We start from the raw sequence: 15,520 nt of genomic DNA, 5'->3' as shown, positions 1-15,520 counted from the left end.
GAGACAAGGAATGACCATGAGTGAGTCCCTCAAGACGAAGACCGTCGGGAACGATGCCGGGCAGGGTCGCCCGGAGCTGCAGGCAGCCGTCCAGGCGTTCGTCGATGCCGGTTTCGCCGGGATGCAGATGCGCGTGCACGACGAGCGGGGCGAGTGGGCCGGCAGTGCCGGGGTGCGCAAGCTGGGCGAGGCCGCGAAGCCGTCCGTGGACGGGCAGTTCTGGGTGGGCAGCACCACCAAGACCTTCGTCGCGACCCTGGTGCTGCAGCTGGTGGCCGACGGCACGATCGGGTTGGACGCCCCGGTGGCCGAGCACCTGCCCCGGTTCGGGCTGGACCGGCGGGTGACGGTTCGGATGCTGCTGCAGCACACCAGCGGTGTGTACAACTGCACCGGCGAGTTCGGCCCCGACGGGACGTTCGTGCCGGGGATACCGTCGGTGGGCAAGGAGTGGGTGGAGAACCGGTTCCACACCTACCAGCCGGAGGAACTCGTGCGGTTCGCGCTGTCCAAGCCGGCGCGGTTCGAGCCGGGGACGGGCCAGGGCTACTCCAACACCAACTACACACTGGCCGTGTTGCTCATCGAGAAGCTCACCGGCCGCTCGTACGCCGAGGAGATGCAGCGGCGGATCCTGCGACCGCTCGGGCTGTCGGGCACCGTGGTGCCGGGCACCACGCCGGAGATTCCCGGACCGCACGCCCACGGCTACTACCGCTACGAGGACGCCGGTCAGTGGAAGGTGGTCGACGTCGCCCGTCAGAACCTTTCCCTGCTGGTCGGTGCCGGTGACATGATCTCGACCACCCGGGATCTCCACACGTTCTTCTCCGCGCTGCTGGGCGGCAGGCTCCTGCCGGCCCCGCTGCTGGCCGAGATGCGCACGCCGCACGGGGAAATCGGCTACGGCCTGGGGCTGTTCGTGCAGGATCTGGGCCCGGACTGCGGCGGCACCATCGTCCACCACAACGGCGGCGCCCCCGGGGGCTACGGGGCGCTGATGATCGGCACGCCCGACGGCAGCAGGACCCTGACCGCCGGGCTGACCACCGGTGACGCCGCAACGGACCCGGCACAGGAGTTCCCGAAGGCGCTGGACAGGCTCATCACGGCGGTGTTCCGCGGCGGGCAGGCCGCGGGCTGACGGAACGCCGGTAGACCTGCCGCGACCCGCCCTCCGGGCCCGGTTCCGCCGGCTCGCCCGGGGTGAAGCCGAGGCGCTCGTAGAAGACCCGGGCGCCACTGGCCACAGCACCCGGGTGGTCGGCCCCGAAGGTGACGACCTCGACGGTGCCGGGGCCGTCGTCCGCGAACCTGCGCATCGCCTCCGCCATCAGCGCGCGGCCCACGCCCTGGCCGCGCGCCTGCTCCGTCGCGACGAGCCAATGCACGTGGTACGCCGGGGACTTGGCGCCGAAGAGCAGTCCGCCGAGGAAGGCCGACTGCCCCGGTTCGGGGGAGGCGGCCACCAGCGCCGTACCTCGCCGGATGTTCTTGGCCACGGCACTGCGGAATCCGGGGTCCGCGACCATCGGACCGAACCAGGTCTCGACCTGGGCGGCCAGGTCCAGGAATCCGGGGGCGTCCTGTTCGCGGCGGGTCTGACGATCATCCGGGCAGTCTGACAGGGGAAGCGATCAGCGTGGGCGCGGATATTGCGCAATGCCCGCCTCGACGGCAGCGAAGTCAAGGATGCGGCCGATCTCGGAGATCATCGCGCGTGCCTCGTCGAGGCTGTCGGTTTCCGCAGCACGAGTTTCCAACTCGCCCAGCCGCGCGGCTCGGTCGGGGTGCCGTTGGATGGCCACGTGCATCGCCCATGGCCCGATGAATTGGTGCAGGGGGCCTGCACTCACCGTTTCGCGTGCTCGCTTCAGGGCGGTCGCCCACTCCGCTTCGAAGGCGGGCAGCAACTGAGGGGCCAGTAGCGTGAGTGCGGCCCGGAGGGCCTCCGGATTACTTGCCGGCTGAGGGATGAGTGGGGAGGGGCCAGGTGCGTCGGCCGCGATGTCGTCCACACCGCCCGAAGGTAGGGAGCCGGCCCCCACCAGCACAAGCGATACCCAGAGGTGTCACCCCCGTACAGGTGGCCCCTATACGTGACCCCTATATACAGGACCCCTTCTCACGCCCCCTCCGTGTCGCCCGTTCCGCGGCGAACACGTCCTCCAGGCGGAACAGGTGCGCGCGGCCCCGGCGGCCCGCCGGGGCGAGGTGTTTGAGCTGGACCCATTTGCGGACGGCATCCGGGGACACCGCCACCTCCTGGGCGGCGATGGCCGCCGTCACCAGTGTCGTCATCGGGCCGAGCCCTCCTCGTCGTCCTGTGCTGCCGTCAGTTCCGCCAGATCGGCGGTGATCTTCTCCGTCAGCTGCTGCCACTGGTCCCGCGGCCACGCGTGGCGGTGACGGTCGTCCGTCGTGCAGGCGCAGGACGGAGTCGCGCAGCGGCAGCCGGGGTTGATGCAGAGGACCGTCTCGCGGTGGGGGAACACCCGCAGTGAGACGGAGTCGCAGTGCGGGCAGCGGCCGCGTACGCGGACGGGGGTCTCGGCGTCGCCGAGGGCCAGGGCGCAGCGGCGGGCCATACGGCGGGCCTCGGCGCGGACGTGGTCCGCGAGGAGCGGGTCCGCCGTGATGCCGCGGTCGGCCAGGGCGAGCAGGCGCAGCAGGCGTTGTTCGACCGTGCCGCGCGGCGGGCGCGGGAGGCGGAGCCGGTCGCAGACCGCCTCCTCCAACTCCACCACGCCGTCCGTGATGTCGCGGATCGTGTCGGAGACGAAGAGGCGGATGGGGGCGGAGGGCGGCAGGCCCGAGCGGGGCGTCCGGTCGGTCGCCGGGCGGGCCGTGCGGCTGGGGGCCAGTTCCCGGTTCAGCTCCGGGAACTGGCGGAGGAGGACGCCGAGCCAGAAGGCGGAAGAAGCAGGAGAAGTGGTCATGGGCAGTGCTCCTCGGGGATGGGGACCTCCCGGCCGTTGCGCCACAGGCGCCCCGCGCACACGCCGTCGAACCAGCTCTCGCGCGGGGCGACGGCCTCCAGGCAGTGACGTCGGACGCGGCAGACGGCGCACGCGCGCAGGGCCGGGAGGGCGGCCTTCGGGCGGCGGGCGAAGACGGTGTGGTCGGGGAGGCCGGTGCAGGCGGCCAGGGAGCGCCAGTCGGCGGGGCGGCGGGAGGCGGAGGGGTAGTGGTCCTGGGGGAGCGGGGCGCGGAGGGCGGGGGCGGGCATGCGGAGGTGGTCCCCTTCGGGAACGGGGCGTTGTTGCGGTTGCGCAATCGGACTGTACGGGCTTGCGTGCGCAACCGCAACAACTTTCGGCCCTCGTACACCTCTCGGCACTCTCGTGTCCCCTGTCACATTGCTGAAGGCATCTGAAGGGATTTCCTGGGCACTTGAACCGCCATTGATCAGCCAAACGGCGCGAATTTACCCACCCGAGGTGGCAAGTTGCGCCCGCGCACAGCATTCTGGTTATTGCGTGCGCGATCGGACGGTAGGGTCTGAACTTGCGGAGGGAGCAGTGCCATGGGCGAAAAGGGCTCGGAAATGGAGCGGTTCGCGGGCTGGGTCGAAGGGCTGATGCGGGACCGCGGATACGACATCGACAGCCCCCGGGGCGGCGGCCGGTCCCGGCTGGCGGAGGACGCGGGGGTGCACCGCGCGGCGGTGACCCGGCTGCTGCAGCGGCAGAGCATGCCCGACCTGGAGACCATGCGGGCCCTCGCGCGGGTGCTCGGCGTCTCGCTGCGGGACATGCTCATCCAGTCCGGCAAGGTCACTCCGGAGGACCTGCCGCTGCCGGGCGCCCCGCGCACCGCGGCGGCCGCGCCTGCCGAGCGGGCCCCGGGCGGCGTGCGGGTGACCCCCGCCGAGGCCGCCGACCTGCTCGGCATCCCGGACAGCCACCGCCGGCAGTTCGTGGAGATGACGGAAATGATCATCGCCGTCGGCGGCACCAGGCCGGAGGACCCGCGGAAGACGGCAACCGGGCGTTAGTGGGAGGGTGGCAACCGGACGGTTGTCAGGGAAGGCAACTCGCCCGTGGACGTCACCCGTTGGGCGGAGCGGTGTCACGCCGCCCGCCCTTCCCCGGTGCGCCCCGGAGCGGCCCGGCGGGGCGCCTCTGATCTGCGGCTGGGGCCGTACACAGGGGCGTCGTCCGCGTGTGCATTTGTTTTGACCGCAGCCCATGCGGTAGGTACGCTCTGACCTTGTGCCTGGGGTGTCCCTGGGCTCTCGTGCGTGCCTTCAAACCGTACGAGACGCCCGGAACCGAGCGGTCCGCACCGACTCGGCGACACCGGAATCTGCGCTACTTCCCGCCATCGGCGGGGGTCTGCAGCCTTCGACACACCCGACCGCGTGGGTCGGTGTTTGCTCCCGGGTTAGATTTATCGCGATCACAGAAACCGGAGAAACGGTGCCTACGATCCAGCAGCTGGTCCGAAAGGGCCGGCAGGACAAGGTCGAGAAGAACAAGACGCCCGCACTCGAGGGTTCGCCCCAGCGCCGTGGCGTCTGCACGCGTGTTTTCACGACCACCCCGAAGAAGCCGAACTCGGCCCTCCGTAAGGTCGCGCGTGTGCGTCTGACCAGCGGCATCGAGGTCACCGCTTACATTCCGGGTGAGGGTCACAACCTGCAGGAGCACTCCATCGTGCTCGTGCGCGGTGGCCGTGTGAAGGACCTGCCGGGTGTCCGCTACAAGATCATCCGTGGCTCGCTCGACACCCAGGGCGTCAAGAACCGCAAGCAGGCTCGCAGCCGCTACGGCGCCAAGAAGGAGAAGTAAGAATGCCTCGTAAGGGCCCCGCCCCGAAGCGCCCGGTCATCATCGACCCGGTCTACGGTTCTCCTCTTGTCACCTCGCTGATCAACAAGATCCTGCTGCACGGCAAGCGCTCCACCGCCGAGCGCATCGTGTACGGCGCCATGGAGGGTCTGCGCGAGAAGACCGGTAACGACCCGGTCATCACCCTCAAGCGCGCCCTCGAGAACGTCAAGCCCGCTCTCGAGGTCAAGTCCCGCCGTGTCGGTGGCGCGACCTACCAGGTCCCGGTCGAGGTCAAGCCCGGCCGTGCCGCCACCCTGGCGCTGCGCTGGGTCGTGGGTTACTCCCGCGCCCGTCGCGAGAAGACGATGACCGAGCGCCTCATGAACGAGCTCCTGGACGCCTCCAACGGTCTGGGCGCTGCGGTCAAGAAGCGTGAGGACACGCACAAGATGGCCGAGTCCAACAAGGCCTTCGCGCACTACCGCTGGTAGTCGCTACCCCCATCGAGAACCGAGAGAAGACTGAGCCATATGGCCACCACTTCGCTTGACCTGGCCAAGGTCCGCAACATCGGGATCATGGCCCACATCGACGCGGGCAAGACGACCACCACCGAGCGGATCCTGTTCTACACCGGTGTTTCGTACAAGATCGGTGAAGTCCACGACGGCGCTGCCACGATGGACTGGATGGAGCAGGAGCAGGAGCGCGGCATCACGATCACGTCTGCCGCGACGACCTGCCACTGGCCGCTGAACAACGTCGACCACACCATCAACATCATCGACACCCCGGGCCACGTCGACTTCACCGTCGAGGTGGAGCGTTCGCTGCGCGTCCTCGACGGTGCCGTGACGGTGTTCGACGGCGTTGCCGGTGTTGAGCCGCAGTCCGAGACCGTTTGGCGTCAGGCGGACCGCTACGGCGTGCCGCGTATCTGCTTCGTCAACAAGCTCGACCGCACGGGTGCCGAGTTCCACCGTTGCGTCGACATGATCGTCGACCGCCTGGGCGCGGTTCCGCTGGTCATGCAGCTGCCGATCGGTGCCGAGGCCGACTTCAAGGGCGTGGTCGACCTCGTCCAGATGAAGGCGCTGGTCTGGTCCGCCGAGGCCGCCAAGGGCGAGATGTACGACGTCGTCGACATCCCGGCCACCCACATCGAGGCTGCCGAGGAATGGCGCGGCAAGCTCCTCGAGGGCGTTGCCGAGAACGACGAAGAGATGATGGAGCTGTACCTGGGCGGCGAGGAGCCGACCGAGGAGCAGCTGATGGCGGCCATCCGCCGCATCACTCTCGCCTCGCGCGGCGGCGGCGACTCCGTCACCGTCACCCCGGTGTTCTGTGGCACCGCGTTCAAGAACAAGGGCGTTCAGCCCCTGCTCGACGCGGTCGTCCGCTACCTGCCGTCGCCGCTGGACGTCGAGGCTGTTGAGGGCCACGCCGTCAACAACGCCGACGAGGTCGTGAAGCGCAAGCCGTCCGACGACGAGCCGTTCGCCGGCCTTGCCTTCAAGATCATGAGCGACCCGCACCTCGGCAAGCTCACCTTCGTCCGGGTTTACTCGGGCCGCATGACGGCGGGCACCCAGGTGCAGAACTCCGTCAAGGGCAAGAAGGAGCGCATCGGCAAGATCTACCGGATGCACGCGAACAAGCGTGAGGAGATCGAGTCGGTGGGTGCCGGTGACATCGTCGCCGTCATGGGTCTGAAGCAGACCACCACCGGTGAGACCCTCTGCGACGCCGCGAACCCGGTGATCCTGGAGTCCATGGACTTCCCGGCGCCGGTCATCCAGGTCGCGATCGAGCCCAAGTCCAAGGGCGACCAGGAGAAGCTGGGTGTCGCCATCCAGCGTCTCGCGGAGGAGGACCCCTCCTTCCAGGTCCACACGGACGAGGAGACGGGCCAGACCATCATCGCGGGTATGGGCGAGCTGCACCTCGACGTGCTGGTCGACCGTATGAAGCGTGAGTTCAAGGTCGAGGCCAACGTCGGCAAGCCGCAGGTCGCGTACCGCGAGACGATCCGCAAGGCCGTCGAGCGTATCGACTACACGCACAAGAAGCAGACTGGTGGTTCCGGCCAGTTCGCCAAGGTGCAGATCGCAATCGAGCCCCTTGAGGGCGACGGTTACGAGTTCGAGAACAAGGTCACCGGTGGCCGCATCCCGCGGGAGTACATCCCGTCCGTGGACGCCGGTTGCCAGGAGGCCATGGAGTTCGGTGTTCTGGCCGGCTACCCGCTGACCGGCGTCAAGGTGACGCTGCTCGACGGTGCCTACCACGACGTCGACTCCTCCGAGCTCGCCTTCAAGATCGCCGGTTCCATGGCGTTCAAGGAGGGTGCCCGCAAGGCGTCGCCGGCTCTGCTCGAGCCGATGATGTCCGTCGAGGTCACCACTCCCGAGGACTACATGGGCGACGTGATCGGTGACATCAACTCCCGCCGTGGCCAGATCCAGGCCATGGAGGACCGTCACGGTGCCAAGCTCGTCAAGGGCCTGGTCCCCCTGTCGGAGATGTTCGGCTACGTCGGCGACCTCCGCAGCAAGACCTCGGGTCGCGCAAGCTACTCGATGCAGTTCGACTCCTACGCCGAGGTTCCGCGGAACGTCGCCGAGGAGATCATCGCGAAGGCCAAGGGCGAGTAACCGGCTCCCGTCTTCACAGGCGGAGCTCACGCTTTAGGCTTTACACCGACTGTCGGGGTGTACCACCGCAAACCGCAAGGAATGCGATGCTGCACCCCGGCGGACGGCACCCCAGCAAAGATCACCTGGCGCCGATGAGTAAGGCGTACAGAACCACTCCGTAGGAGGACCCAGTGGCGAAGGCGAAGTTCGAGCGGACTAAGCCGCACGTCAACATCGGCACCATCGGTCACGTCGACCACGGTAAGACCACTCTTACCGCGGCGATCACCAAGGTGCTGCATGACAAGTTCCCGGACCTGAACCCCTACACGCCTTTCGAGGACATCGACAAGGCCCCTGAGGAGCGTCAGCGCGGTATCACCATCTCCATCGCGCACGTTGAGTACCAGACGGATGCCCGTCACTACGCTCACGTCGACTGCCCGGGTCACGCGGACTACATCAAGAACATGATCACCGGTGCCGCCCAGATGGACGGCGCGATCCTGGTCGTGGCCGCCACCGACGGCCCGATGCCGCAGACCAAGGAGCACGTGCTCCTGGCCCGCCAGTCCGGTGTTCCGTACATCGTCGTCGCCCTGAACAAGGCCGACATGGTGGACGACGAGGAGATCCTGGAGCTCGTCGAGCTCGAGGTCCGTGAGCTCCTCAACGAGTACGAGTTCCCGGGCGACGACGCCCCGGTCGTCAAGATCTCCGCTCTGAAGGCGCTCGAGGGCGACCCGACCTGGGTCAAGTCCGTCGAGGACCTGATGGACGCTGTGGACGAGAACATCCCGCAGCCGGAGCGCGACGTCGACAAGCCGTTCCTGATGCCGATCGAGGACGTCTTCACGATCACCGGTCGTGGCACCGTCGTCACCGGTCGTATCGAGCGTGGTGTCCTCAAGGTCAACGAGACCGTCGACATCATCGGCATCAAGACCGAGAAGACCACCACCACGGTCACCGGCATCGAGATGTTCCGCAAGCTGCTCGACGAGGGCCAGGCCGGTGAGAACGTCGGTCTGCTCCTCCGTGGCATCAAGCGCGAGGACGTCGAGCGCGGCCAGTGCATCATCAAGCCGGGTTCGGTCACCCCGCACACCGAGTTCGAGGCCACGGCGTACATCCTCTCCAAGGACGAGGGCGGCCGCCACACCCCGTTCTTCAACAACTACCGTCCGCAGTTCTACTTCCGTACGACTGACGTGACCGGTGTTGTGACCCTCAAGGAGGGCACGGAGATGGTCATGCCCGGCGACAACGCCGAGATGACCGTTTCCCTGATCCAGCCTGTCGCGATGGAGGAGGGCCTGCGCTTCACCATCCGTGAGGGCGGCCGCACCGTCGGCGCCGGCCAGGTCACCAAGATCAACAAGTAAGTTCCGCTTGCTTGAGGTCTGAAAGGGCCCCGCATCCTCCGGGATGCGGGGCCCTTTCGCATGCGCGGTACGGTCATGCGCGATACGGCTATGCGCCGTACGGCAGGATCTGCCGCAGCAGGCCCCGCGGGTGGCCGCGGCGGCGCCACTCCCTCGGGTAGCCGATCGAGACCTCCTCGAAGCGCACGCCGTCGTACCAGGTCGTGCGCGGGATGTGCAGGTGCCCGTAGACCACGGCGGCCGTGTTGAACCGCCGGTGCCAGTCGCCGGTGAGGACCGTGCCGCACCACTGGGCGAACTCCGGGTACATCAGCACGTCGGTGGGCTCGCGCACCAGCGGCCAGTGGCTGACCAGCACCAGCGGCAGCGCCGGATCGTGCGCCGCCAGCCGGGCCTCCGTCTCCGTGACCCGTTCACGGCACCAGTCGTCGATGCCCGCGTACGGCTCGGGGTGCAGCAGGTACTCGTCCGTGCAGACGATGCCGGCCTCGTGCGCCTGGGCCAGGGACTGCTCCTTGGTGGCCGCCGTGGGCGTGCGGAAGGTGTAGTCGTACCCCGTGAACACGGGCGCCACCGCGACCGGCCCGCCCTCGCCCCGCCACACCGGGTACGGGTCCTCGGGCGTGGCCACGCCGAGGCCCCGGCACAGCTCCACCAGACGCTCGTAGCGGGCCCTGCCGCGCAACTGGACGGGGTCGGTGCGCGGCGTCCACAGCTCGTGGTTGCCCGGCGTCCAGACGACCTTGGCGAAGCGCCCGGCGAGCATGCGCAGGGTGCGCTCGACGTCGTCGAACCGCTCGGCGACGTCTCCCGCGACGATCAGCCAGTCGCCTTCGGTGACGGGGCGGAGGGACTCGGCGATCGGGACGTTGTCGGTCACGCCGGTGTGCAGGTCGCTGACGGCCAGCAGTGCGGGTAATTGCGCCATGCGATCAAACTACGTGGCCGCGGGCCGCCAGATCCACGGTGTGGCGTCCGTGCCCATGCCGACGGCGCACAGCCGGTGCGCCGCGTCGACCGAGAGCGAGGGCGTGCCCACGGGCAGGTACGAGCCTCCGGCCTGCACGGGGGAGCCGCCGGACGCCGCGTCGACGAGCTGCATCCGGCCGTCCATGGTGCGGCCCAGGACCATCAGCGCGTCCTTGCCGCGCTGCGGGAGCAGGGCGGCGGCCAGCGGGCCGTAGCCCGGGAAGCCGTGCAGCCCCGAGGAGCCGGCCTCCTCCGTGCCGTCGCCGCTCGCCGCGAGGCGGTAGGAGACGGGCTCCGCCGCCTCCGGGACGCGGTAGACGAGCGTGACGGCGCCGTCCGGGCCCAGATCCGCGGCGACGGGCTCGCCGCCGGGGCCCGGCAGGCCCTTGAGCGGCATGAAGCTCACCGGCTTGTCCGGGGCCTCCTGGCTCCAGTGGTGCACGGTGTCCCGGCCGATGCCGAAGACGTGGACGCGGTGGTCCTTGTCCAGCACGGCGGTGAGGCCCTCCTGGATCTCCTGGCCGTGCAGGCTCTGCCACTTGCCCCACTTGGCGTCGGCCGCGCGCATCCGGCAGGAGACGCCCTTGCCCGCGTTGCGGACGAAGACGTACACCCGGCCGTCGGGCGTGGCGACGGCGGCGGGCATGCCGACGCGGCGGCCGCGGTCGGCCTTGTGCTCGGGGTTGCCCAGGCCCTTCCAGGCCTTGAAGGCGCCGCCCGCGGCGTGCTGCTCCAGGACGACGATCTCCCGGCTGTCGGCCCGGCCCTGGCCCTCCAGCTTGGCGAAGCGCATGCCGAACAGCAGCTGCCGGCCCGCGGAGTCCCTGACCGCGGCGAGGGCGGGGGCCAGCGGCCCGCCGCCGAGGTTCTGCGGGGCGCCCCAGCGGCCGCTGCCGGCGGAGGTCTCCTGCCAGCGCACGGCCTGCAGGCCCAGGACGCCGAAGGCCTCCAGGCGGCCGGTGCGGTCGCTGAGGGCGACGGGCATGGCGCCGGGGTGGCGGTAGTGCGTGGAGCGGATCCAGCCCTTGCGGTTGGTGAGCGGCTTGTCGCCGCCCTGGCCGTAGTCGCCGCAGCCCGCGGCGTTGCCGCACTGCCAGTCGGGGGCGCCGCCGTAGTCGGCGACGAGCCGGTGCTTCTCCTCGACGATCTGCTGCGGGAGATTGTGCGGCCAGCGCTGGTTGTAGTAGCCGCGGAAGGACGTGGTGGTGAAGCGGGGCGGGTGGCCCTTGCGGCGGGTGGTGTCCGCGACCCACTGGGAGAGCGCCTTCCAGGTGAAGAGCGCCGTGGGGGTGTGGTCGCGGTGGTCCGAGCACGACCCGTAGTCGTTGTCCTTGGGGTGGGTGGCGTCGTGGACCTGGTAGTCCGGGTCCGGGTCCATGGTGTGGACCACGGTCGGTGTGTGCGTGGCCATGATCGAGGCCAGCACGTCGACCAGGGTGCTGTGCTCGTACTTGCTGACGCTGGTGCACGGCGAGCCGGTGGCGACGAGGGTCTGCATGACCGCGTAGGGGGCGTCCCAGAGCTGGGGGAGGCGGGTCATGCCGGGGGAGAGCATGGCGATGTTGAGGAAGATCAGCCGGGCCCTGCGGTTGCCGTGGGCGAGCTCGTTCGTCTCGGCCCGTACGCCGCCCGGGAGGTCCATGACGGACTTCGTCCAGGGCGTGAACCGGTCCGCGCCCAGCATCTCCGCGTAGGCCTGGCGCAGGCCCTGGTGGCGGGAGGAGGAGTAGGCGGCCTTGTCGGGCTTGCTCTTGGGCATGCCCTTGATCCAGTTCTGGCCCGCGGCCTCGCCGGCGGTGACGTACACGGAGACGACGGGGACGCCGGACTGCACGATGCGCTCGGCGTCGGGGTTCATGAAGAACAGGTCGTCGTCGGGGTGCGCCATCACCTGGAGCAGCAGCGGGCTCTCGGCGCCCACGAAGGACTGCCGGGAGGCCGGGTCGACGGCGGTGACGGGCGAGGCGGAGGGCTCGGACGGGCCGGAGCCGCCACCGCTGCACCCGGTGGCGCAGGCCGCCGTGGCCACCGCGATGCCCGCGAGGACGCTGCGGCGGGTGACGACCCCTCGCTGTGAGATGTTCAACTAACGACTCCGTCCCGTTGTGCAGCGTGCAGCCCCCGGATGCCCCCGCGTACTAGGGGGACGGCACAGGGTCCGGGCGGGTTGCCCAAGCACGCACAAAGCCTCCTCGCGATCCACAGTGTCGCCGGAACCCGGCGGGTTGGTTTGACAACTGAGCCGCTCGGGGTACCTTTTTCGGCTGCGATTGGCGTCCCTTCGGGCTCGTATGGCACACTGTTCAGGTTGCTCGGTTGAGTGCCGATGCTGCGCGCCTCCCGCCGGGAGGACTGGAAGCGAGTCCCGCAGTACTCGTCGCCCCTCGTGAGGGGCGGAAGTACGGGAATCTTCCGGGAAGTGTCAGCGGGGTACCGGCCAGGCACTCGGTGGGTGTTCTTCCCCCACAACCCCCTTGAGCAGGGATCTTCCTTCGGGGAGATCTGCTGGAAGGGGCGCGACACGCCCGACCGCGTGGGTCGGAGAGTGGAGCGGGGAGGAACGGTGCGGCCGCACAAGCCGACCGAGTTCCGGAGCGTTACGAGAGACAGGACTACGAAGTAGCCATGGCGGGACAGAAGATCCGCATCCGGCTCAAGGCCTACGACCACGAGGTCATCGACTCCTCGGCGAAGAAGATCGTCGAGACGGTGACCCGCACTGGTGCGTCGGTCGCGGGCCCGGTGCCGCTGCCCACTGAGAAGAACGTGTACTGCGTCATCAAGTCGCCGCACAAGTACAAGGACTCGCGCGAGCACTTCGAGATGCGCACGCACAAGCGCCTCATCGACATCCTCGACCCCACGCCGAAGACGGTTGACTCGCTGATGCGTCTCGACCTGCCGGCCGGCGTCGACATCGAGATCAAGCTCTGAGGTGACGCGCGAGATGGCTAAGAACATTAAGGGCGTCCTGGGCGAGAAGCTCGGCATGACCCAGGTCTGGGACGAGAACAACCGGGTTGTCCCGGTGACCGTCGTCAAGGCCGGGCCCTGCGTCGTCACCCAGGTCCGCACCAACGACAGCGACGGCTACGAGTCGGTCCAGATCGCCTTCGGCGAGATCGACCCGCGCAAGGTGAACAAGCCCCTCAAGGGTCACTTCGCCAAGGCCGACGTCACCCCGCGCCGCCACCTGGTGGAGCTGCGTACCGCTGACGCCAGCGAGTACACGCTCGGCCAGGAGATCACCGCTGCCGTGTTCGAGTCGGGCGTCAAGGTCGACGTCACCGGCAAGAGCAAGGGCAAGGGCTTCGCCGGTGTCATGAAGCGCCACAACTTCCGTGGCCTCGGCGCCGGGCACGGCACCCAGCGCAAGCACCGCTCCCCCGGTTCCATCGGTGGCTGTGCCACCCCGGGCCGTGTGTTCAAGGGCCTCCGCATGGCGGGCCGTATGGGCAACGAGCGGGTCACCACCCAGAACCTGACCGTCCACGCCGTTGACGCGGAGAAGGGCCTGCTGCTCATCAAGGGCGCGGTTCCTGGTCCGAACGGCGGCCTCGTCCTGGTCCGTACCGCGGCCAAGGGGGCCTGAGGTAACCGATGAGCACCATTGACATCCTTTCGCCGGCAGGCGACAAGGCCGGGACCGTCGAGCTCCCCGCGGAGATCTTCGACGCCAAGGTCAGCGTTCCGCTGATCCACCAGGTCGTCGTCGCGCAGCTGGCCGCTGCCCGTCAGGGCACGCACAAGACCAAGACCCGTGGCGAGGTCCGCGGCGGTGGCAAGAAGCCGTACCGCCAGAAGGGCACCGGTCGCGCCCGTCAGGGTTCGACCCGCGCGCCGCAGTTCGCCGGTGGTGGCGTCGTGCACGGTCCCGTGCCGCGTGACTACTCGCAGCGGACCCCGAAGAAGATGAAGGCCGCCGCCCTGCGCGGTGCCCTCTCCGACCGGGCGCGCCACAGCCGCATCCACGTCGTCACCGGCGTGGTCGACGGCACGGTGTCCACCAAGGCCGCCAAGACCCTGTTCGGCAAGATCTCGGAGCGCAAGAACCTGCTCCTGGTCGCCGACCGGTCCGACGAGGCCGCGTGGCTGTCCGCCCGCAACCTGCCCCAGGTGCACATCCTGGAGCCGGGCCAGCTGAACACGTACGACGTGCTCGTCTCCGACGACGTGGTCTTCACCCAGGCCGCTCTCGAGTCCTTCGTGTCTGGCCCCAAGGCCGTTGAGACCGAAGGGAGCGAGGCCTGATGACTGAGGCCGTCGTCACCAGCAAGACCTTCTCGGACCCGCGCGACCTGCTGGTCAAGCCGGTTGTCTCGGAGAAGAGCTACGCGCTGCTGGACGAGAACAAGTACACGTTCATCGTCGACCCGCGCGCCAACAAGACCCAGATCAAGCAGGCCGTCGAGGCGGTCTTCTCGGTCAAGGTCACCGGGGTCAACACGATCAACCGTCAGGGTAAGCGCAAGCGCACCAAGACCGGTTTCGGCAAGCGCGCCAACACCAAGCGCGCCATCGTGACCCTCGCCGAGGGCGACCGTATCGACATCTTCGGCGGCCCGGTCTCCTAACGGAGTCCGAGTCGTCCGGAATCGGACGAGGACTGAGAAATGGGTATCCGCAAGTACAAGCCGACGACCCCGGGCCGTCGTGGCTCCAGCGTCGCCGACTTTGTCGAGATCACGCGGTCCACGCCGGAGAAGTCGCTGGTCCGCCCGCTGCACAGCAAGGGCGGCCGTAACAACGCCGGTCGTGTGACCGTTCGCCACCAGGGCGGTGGCCACAAGCGCGCCTACCGTGTGATCGACTTCCGTCGTCACGACAAGGACGGCGTGCCGGCCAAGGTCGCTCACATCGAGTACGACCCCAACCGCACCGCGCGCATCGCGCTGCTCCACTACCTGGACGGCGAGAAGCGCTACATCATCGCTCCGCGTGGCCTGAACCAGGGCGACCGGATCGAGAACGGCCCCGCGGCCGACATCAAGCCCGGCAACAACCTGCCGCTGCGCAACATCCCGGTCGGTACGACCATCCACGCCATCGAGCTGCGGCCCGGCGGCGGTGCGAAGATCGCCCGCTCCGCCGGTTCCTCCGTGCAGCTGCTGGCGAAGGAGGGCGCCTACGCCCACCTGCGCATGCCGTCCGGTGAGGTCCGCCTGGTCGACATCCGCTGCCGCGCCACCGTCGGCGAGGTCGGCAATGCCGAGCAGTCGAACATCAACTGGGGCAAGGCCGGCCGTATGCGCTGGAAGGGCGTCCGCCCGACCGTCCGCGGTGTCGCCATGAACCCCGTTGACCACCCGCACGGTGGTGGTGAGGGCAAGACCTCCGGTGGTCGCCACCCGGTCTCGCCGTGGGGTCAGAAGGAGGGTCGTACTCGCTCGCCGAAGAAGGCGTCCAGCAAGTACATCGTCCGCCGCCGCAAGACGAACAAGAAGCGCTAGGAGCGGGTTTAGATGCCGCGTAGTCTCAAGAAGGGACCCTTCGTCGACGGCCACCTCATCAAGAAGGTGGACGCTCAGAACGAGGCTGGTACCAAGAACGTCATCAAGACCTGGTCCCGTCGCTCCATGATCGTGCCGGCCATGCTCGGCCACACGCTCGCGGTGCACAACGGCAAGACGCACGTCCCGGTGTTCGTCACCGAGTCGATGGTCGGCCACAAGCTCGGCGAGTTCTCGCCGACCCGCACCTTCCGCGGCCACGTCAAGGACGACCGCAAGTCGAAGCGCCGCTAAGCGGGGTGCGA

19 protein-coding genes are annotated in these 15,520 nt (G+C 68.7%); 12 read left to right on the top strand and 7 right to left on the bottom strand.

Annotated elements, in window-relative coordinates; translation table 11 throughout:
• Positions 1-16: 16 nt before the first annotated feature.
• Entirely contained in the window at positions 17-1,144 is a 1,128-nt protein-coding gene (locus ACWD4B_RS13630; RefSeq protein ID WP_451420904.1) for a serine hydrolase domain-containing protein, read from the top strand.
• Here ACWD4B_RS13630 and ACWD4B_RS13625 read toward each other — a convergent pair.
• From ACWD4B_RS13625 to ACWD4B_RS13605, 5 genes are all read right to left on the bottom strand, one after another.
• Positions 1,107-1,628: a GNAT family N-acetyltransferase gene (locus ACWD4B_RS13625; protein WP_451420940.1), complete on the bottom strand. Its 522-nt coding sequence runs from the start codon at positions 1,626-1,628 to the stop codon at positions 1,107-1,109. The two genes, ACWD4B_RS13630 and ACWD4B_RS13625, sit on opposite strands and share 38 nt — an antisense overlap.
• Positions 1,629-1,637: 9 nt before the next feature.
• Positions 1,638-2,018: a DUF6247 family protein gene (locus ACWD4B_RS13620; protein WP_451420903.1), complete on the bottom strand. Its 381-nt coding sequence runs from the start codon at positions 2,016-2,018 to the stop codon at positions 1,638-1,640.
• An 88-nt stretch (positions 2,019-2,106) separates the two neighbouring features.
• Positions 2,107-2,301: a hypothetical protein gene (locus tag ACWD4B_RS13615; protein WP_451420902.1), complete on the bottom strand. Its 195-nt coding sequence runs from the start codon at positions 2,299-2,301 to the stop codon at positions 2,107-2,109.
• Positions 2,298-2,939: a hypothetical protein gene (locus ACWD4B_RS13610; protein ID WP_451420901.1), complete on the bottom strand. Its 642-nt coding sequence runs from the start codon at positions 2,937-2,939 to the stop codon at positions 2,298-2,300. The genes ACWD4B_RS13615 and ACWD4B_RS13610 overlap by 4 nt, the downstream gene beginning before the upstream one ends.
• A complete protein-coding gene (locus tag ACWD4B_RS13605; RefSeq protein WP_451420900.1) occupies positions 2,936-3,229 on the bottom strand; it encodes a WhiB family transcriptional regulator in 294 nt (97 codons plus the stop codon). Before ACWD4B_RS13605 ends, ACWD4B_RS13610 begins: the two co-directional genes overlap by 4 nt.
• A 297-nt stretch (positions 3,230-3,526) precedes the next feature.
• Here ACWD4B_RS13605 and ACWD4B_RS13600 point away from each other — a divergent pair, with 297 nt between their 5' ends.
• The 5 genes from ACWD4B_RS13600 to tuf all read left to right on the top strand — a co-directional run bounded on the left by ACWD4B_RS13600 (position 3,527) and on the right by tuf (position 8,796).
• A complete protein-coding gene (locus ACWD4B_RS13600; protein WP_451420899.1) occupies positions 3,527-3,997 on the top strand; it encodes a helix-turn-helix domain-containing protein in 471 nt (156 codons plus the stop codon).
• A 424-nt stretch (positions 3,998-4,421) separates the two neighbouring features.
• On the top strand, positions 4,422-4,793 hold the full coding sequence (gene rpsL, locus ACWD4B_RS13595) for a 30S ribosomal protein S12 (RefSeq protein ID WP_003948652.1): 372 nt from the start codon (positions 4,422-4,424) through the stop codon (positions 4,791-4,793).
• A 2-nt stretch (positions 4,794-4,795) separates the two neighbouring features.
• Positions 4,796-5,266: a 30S ribosomal protein S7 gene (rpsG, locus tag ACWD4B_RS13590; RefSeq protein WP_451420898.1), complete on the top strand. Its 471-nt coding sequence runs from the start codon at positions 4,796-4,798 to the stop codon at positions 5,264-5,266.
• Between the two features lie 39 nt (positions 5,267-5,305).
• The gene (fusA, locus tag ACWD4B_RS13585; RefSeq protein WP_451420897.1) at positions 5,306-7,429 is read left to right on the top strand and encodes an elongation factor G; all 2,124 of its coding nucleotides are present in this window, start codon (positions 5,306-5,308) and stop codon (positions 7,427-7,429) included.
• A gap of 173 nt (positions 7,430-7,602) precedes the next feature.
• Positions 7,603-8,796 (top strand): elongation factor Tu, encoded by a 1,194-nt coding sequence (gene tuf, locus ACWD4B_RS13580; RefSeq protein WP_336413038.1) that lies wholly within the window; start codon positions 7,603-7,605, stop codon positions 8,794-8,796.
• An 88-nt stretch (positions 8,797-8,884) separates the two neighbouring features.
• On the opposite strand, the gene ACWD4B_RS13575 is transcribed toward tuf, so the two are convergent.
• A complete protein-coding gene (locus ACWD4B_RS13575) occupies positions 8,885-9,724 on the bottom strand; it encodes a metallophosphoesterase family protein (RefSeq protein ID WP_451420896.1) in 840 nt (279 codons plus the stop codon).
• 9 nt (positions 9,725-9,733) lie between these two features.
• Positions 9,734-11,851, bottom strand: a complete 2,118-nt coding sequence (locus ACWD4B_RS13570) for a PIG-L family deacetylase (RefSeq protein ID WP_451420895.1) — start codon at positions 11,849-11,851, stop codon at positions 9,734-9,736.
• A 539-nt stretch (positions 11,852-12,390) separates the two neighbouring features.
• Between ACWD4B_RS13570 and rpsJ the strand changes: the two genes are divergently transcribed.
• From rpsJ to rpsS, 6 genes are read left to right on the top strand one after another with little or no spacing between them, the layout of a single operon-like run.
• Positions 12,391-12,699: a 30S ribosomal protein S10 gene (gene rpsJ, locus ACWD4B_RS13565; RefSeq protein ID WP_003948644.1), complete on the top strand. Its 309-nt coding sequence runs from the start codon at positions 12,391-12,393 to the stop codon at positions 12,697-12,699.
• A 13-nt stretch (positions 12,700-12,712) separates the two neighbouring features.
• Complete coding sequence (rplC, locus tag ACWD4B_RS13560; protein ID WP_030368416.1) at positions 12,713-13,357, top strand: 50S ribosomal protein L3; 645 nt, start codon at positions 12,713-12,715, stop codon at positions 13,355-13,357.
• A gap of 8 nt (positions 13,358-13,365) precedes the next feature.
• A complete protein-coding gene (gene rplD / locus ACWD4B_RS13555; protein WP_451420894.1) occupies positions 13,366-14,016 on the top strand; it encodes a 50S ribosomal protein L4 in 651 nt (216 codons plus the stop codon).
• Positions 14,016-14,339: a 50S ribosomal protein L23 gene (gene rplW, locus ACWD4B_RS13550; RefSeq protein ID WP_058046827.1), complete on the top strand. Its 324-nt coding sequence runs from the start codon at positions 14,016-14,018 to the stop codon at positions 14,337-14,339. Before rplD ends, rplW begins: the two co-directional genes overlap by 1 nt.
• Before the next feature lie 39 nt (positions 14,340-14,378).
• Entirely contained in the window at positions 14,379-15,215 is an 837-nt protein-coding gene (rplB, locus tag ACWD4B_RS13545; RefSeq protein ID WP_390780823.1) for a 50S ribosomal protein L2, read from the top strand.
• 12 nt (positions 15,216-15,227) lie between these two features.
• A complete protein-coding gene (gene rpsS, locus ACWD4B_RS13540) occupies positions 15,228-15,509 on the top strand; it encodes a 30S ribosomal protein S19 (RefSeq protein ID WP_004950443.1) in 282 nt (93 codons plus the stop codon).
• The last annotated feature ends 11 nt before the right edge of the window (positions 15,510-15,520 follow it).

The sequence above is a fragment of the Streptomyces sp. NPDC002536 genome (assembly GCF_053594995.1).
This window is presented reverse-complemented; position numbering and strand designations above follow the sequence as displayed.

Coding starts and splice junctions, on each gene's coding strand:
- ACWD4B_RS13630 (WP_451420904.1), top strand. CDS start 17: ATGAGTGAGTCCCTCAAGACGAAGACCGTCGGGAACGATGCCGGGCAG.
- ACWD4B_RS13615 (WP_451420902.1), bottom strand. CDS start 2,301: ATGACGACACTGGTGACGGCGGCCATCGCCGCCCAGGAGGTGGCGGTG.
- ACWD4B_RS13610 (WP_451420901.1), bottom strand. CDS start 2,939: ATGACCACTTCTCCTGCTTCTTCCGCCTTCTGGCTCGGCGTCCTCCTC.
- ACWD4B_RS13605 (WP_451420900.1), bottom strand. CDS start 3,229: ATGCCCGCCCCCGCCCTCCGCGCCCCGCTCCCCCAGGACCACTACCCC.
- ACWD4B_RS13600 (WP_451420899.1), top strand. CDS start 3,527: ATGGGCGAAAAGGGCTCGGAAATGGAGCGGTTCGCGGGCTGGGTCGAA.
- rpsG (WP_451420898.1), top strand. CDS start 4,796: ATGCCTCGTAAGGGCCCCGCCCCGAAGCGCCCGGTCATCATCGACCCG.
- fusA (WP_451420897.1), top strand. CDS start 5,306: ATGGCCACCACTTCGCTTGACCTGGCCAAGGTCCGCAACATCGGGATC.
- ACWD4B_RS13575 (WP_451420896.1), bottom strand. CDS start 9,724: ATGGCGCAATTACCCGCACTGCTGGCCGTCAGCGACCTGCACACCGGC.
- rpsJ (WP_003948644.1), top strand. CDS start 12,391: ATGGCGGGACAGAAGATCCGCATCCGGCTCAAGGCCTACGACCACGAG.
- rplC (WP_030368416.1), top strand. CDS start 12,713: ATGGCTAAGAACATTAAGGGCGTCCTGGGCGAGAAGCTCGGCATGACC.
- rplD (WP_451420894.1), top strand. CDS start 13,366: ATGAGCACCATTGACATCCTTTCGCCGGCAGGCGACAAGGCCGGGACC.
- rplW (WP_058046827.1), top strand. CDS start 14,016: ATGACTGAGGCCGTCGTCACCAGCAAGACCTTCTCGGACCCGCGCGAC.
- rplB (WP_390780823.1), top strand. CDS start 14,379: ATGGGTATCCGCAAGTACAAGCCGACGACCCCGGGCCGTCGTGGCTCC.
- rpsS (WP_004950443.1), top strand. CDS start 15,228: ATGCCGCGTAGTCTCAAGAAGGGACCCTTCGTCGACGGCCACCTCATC.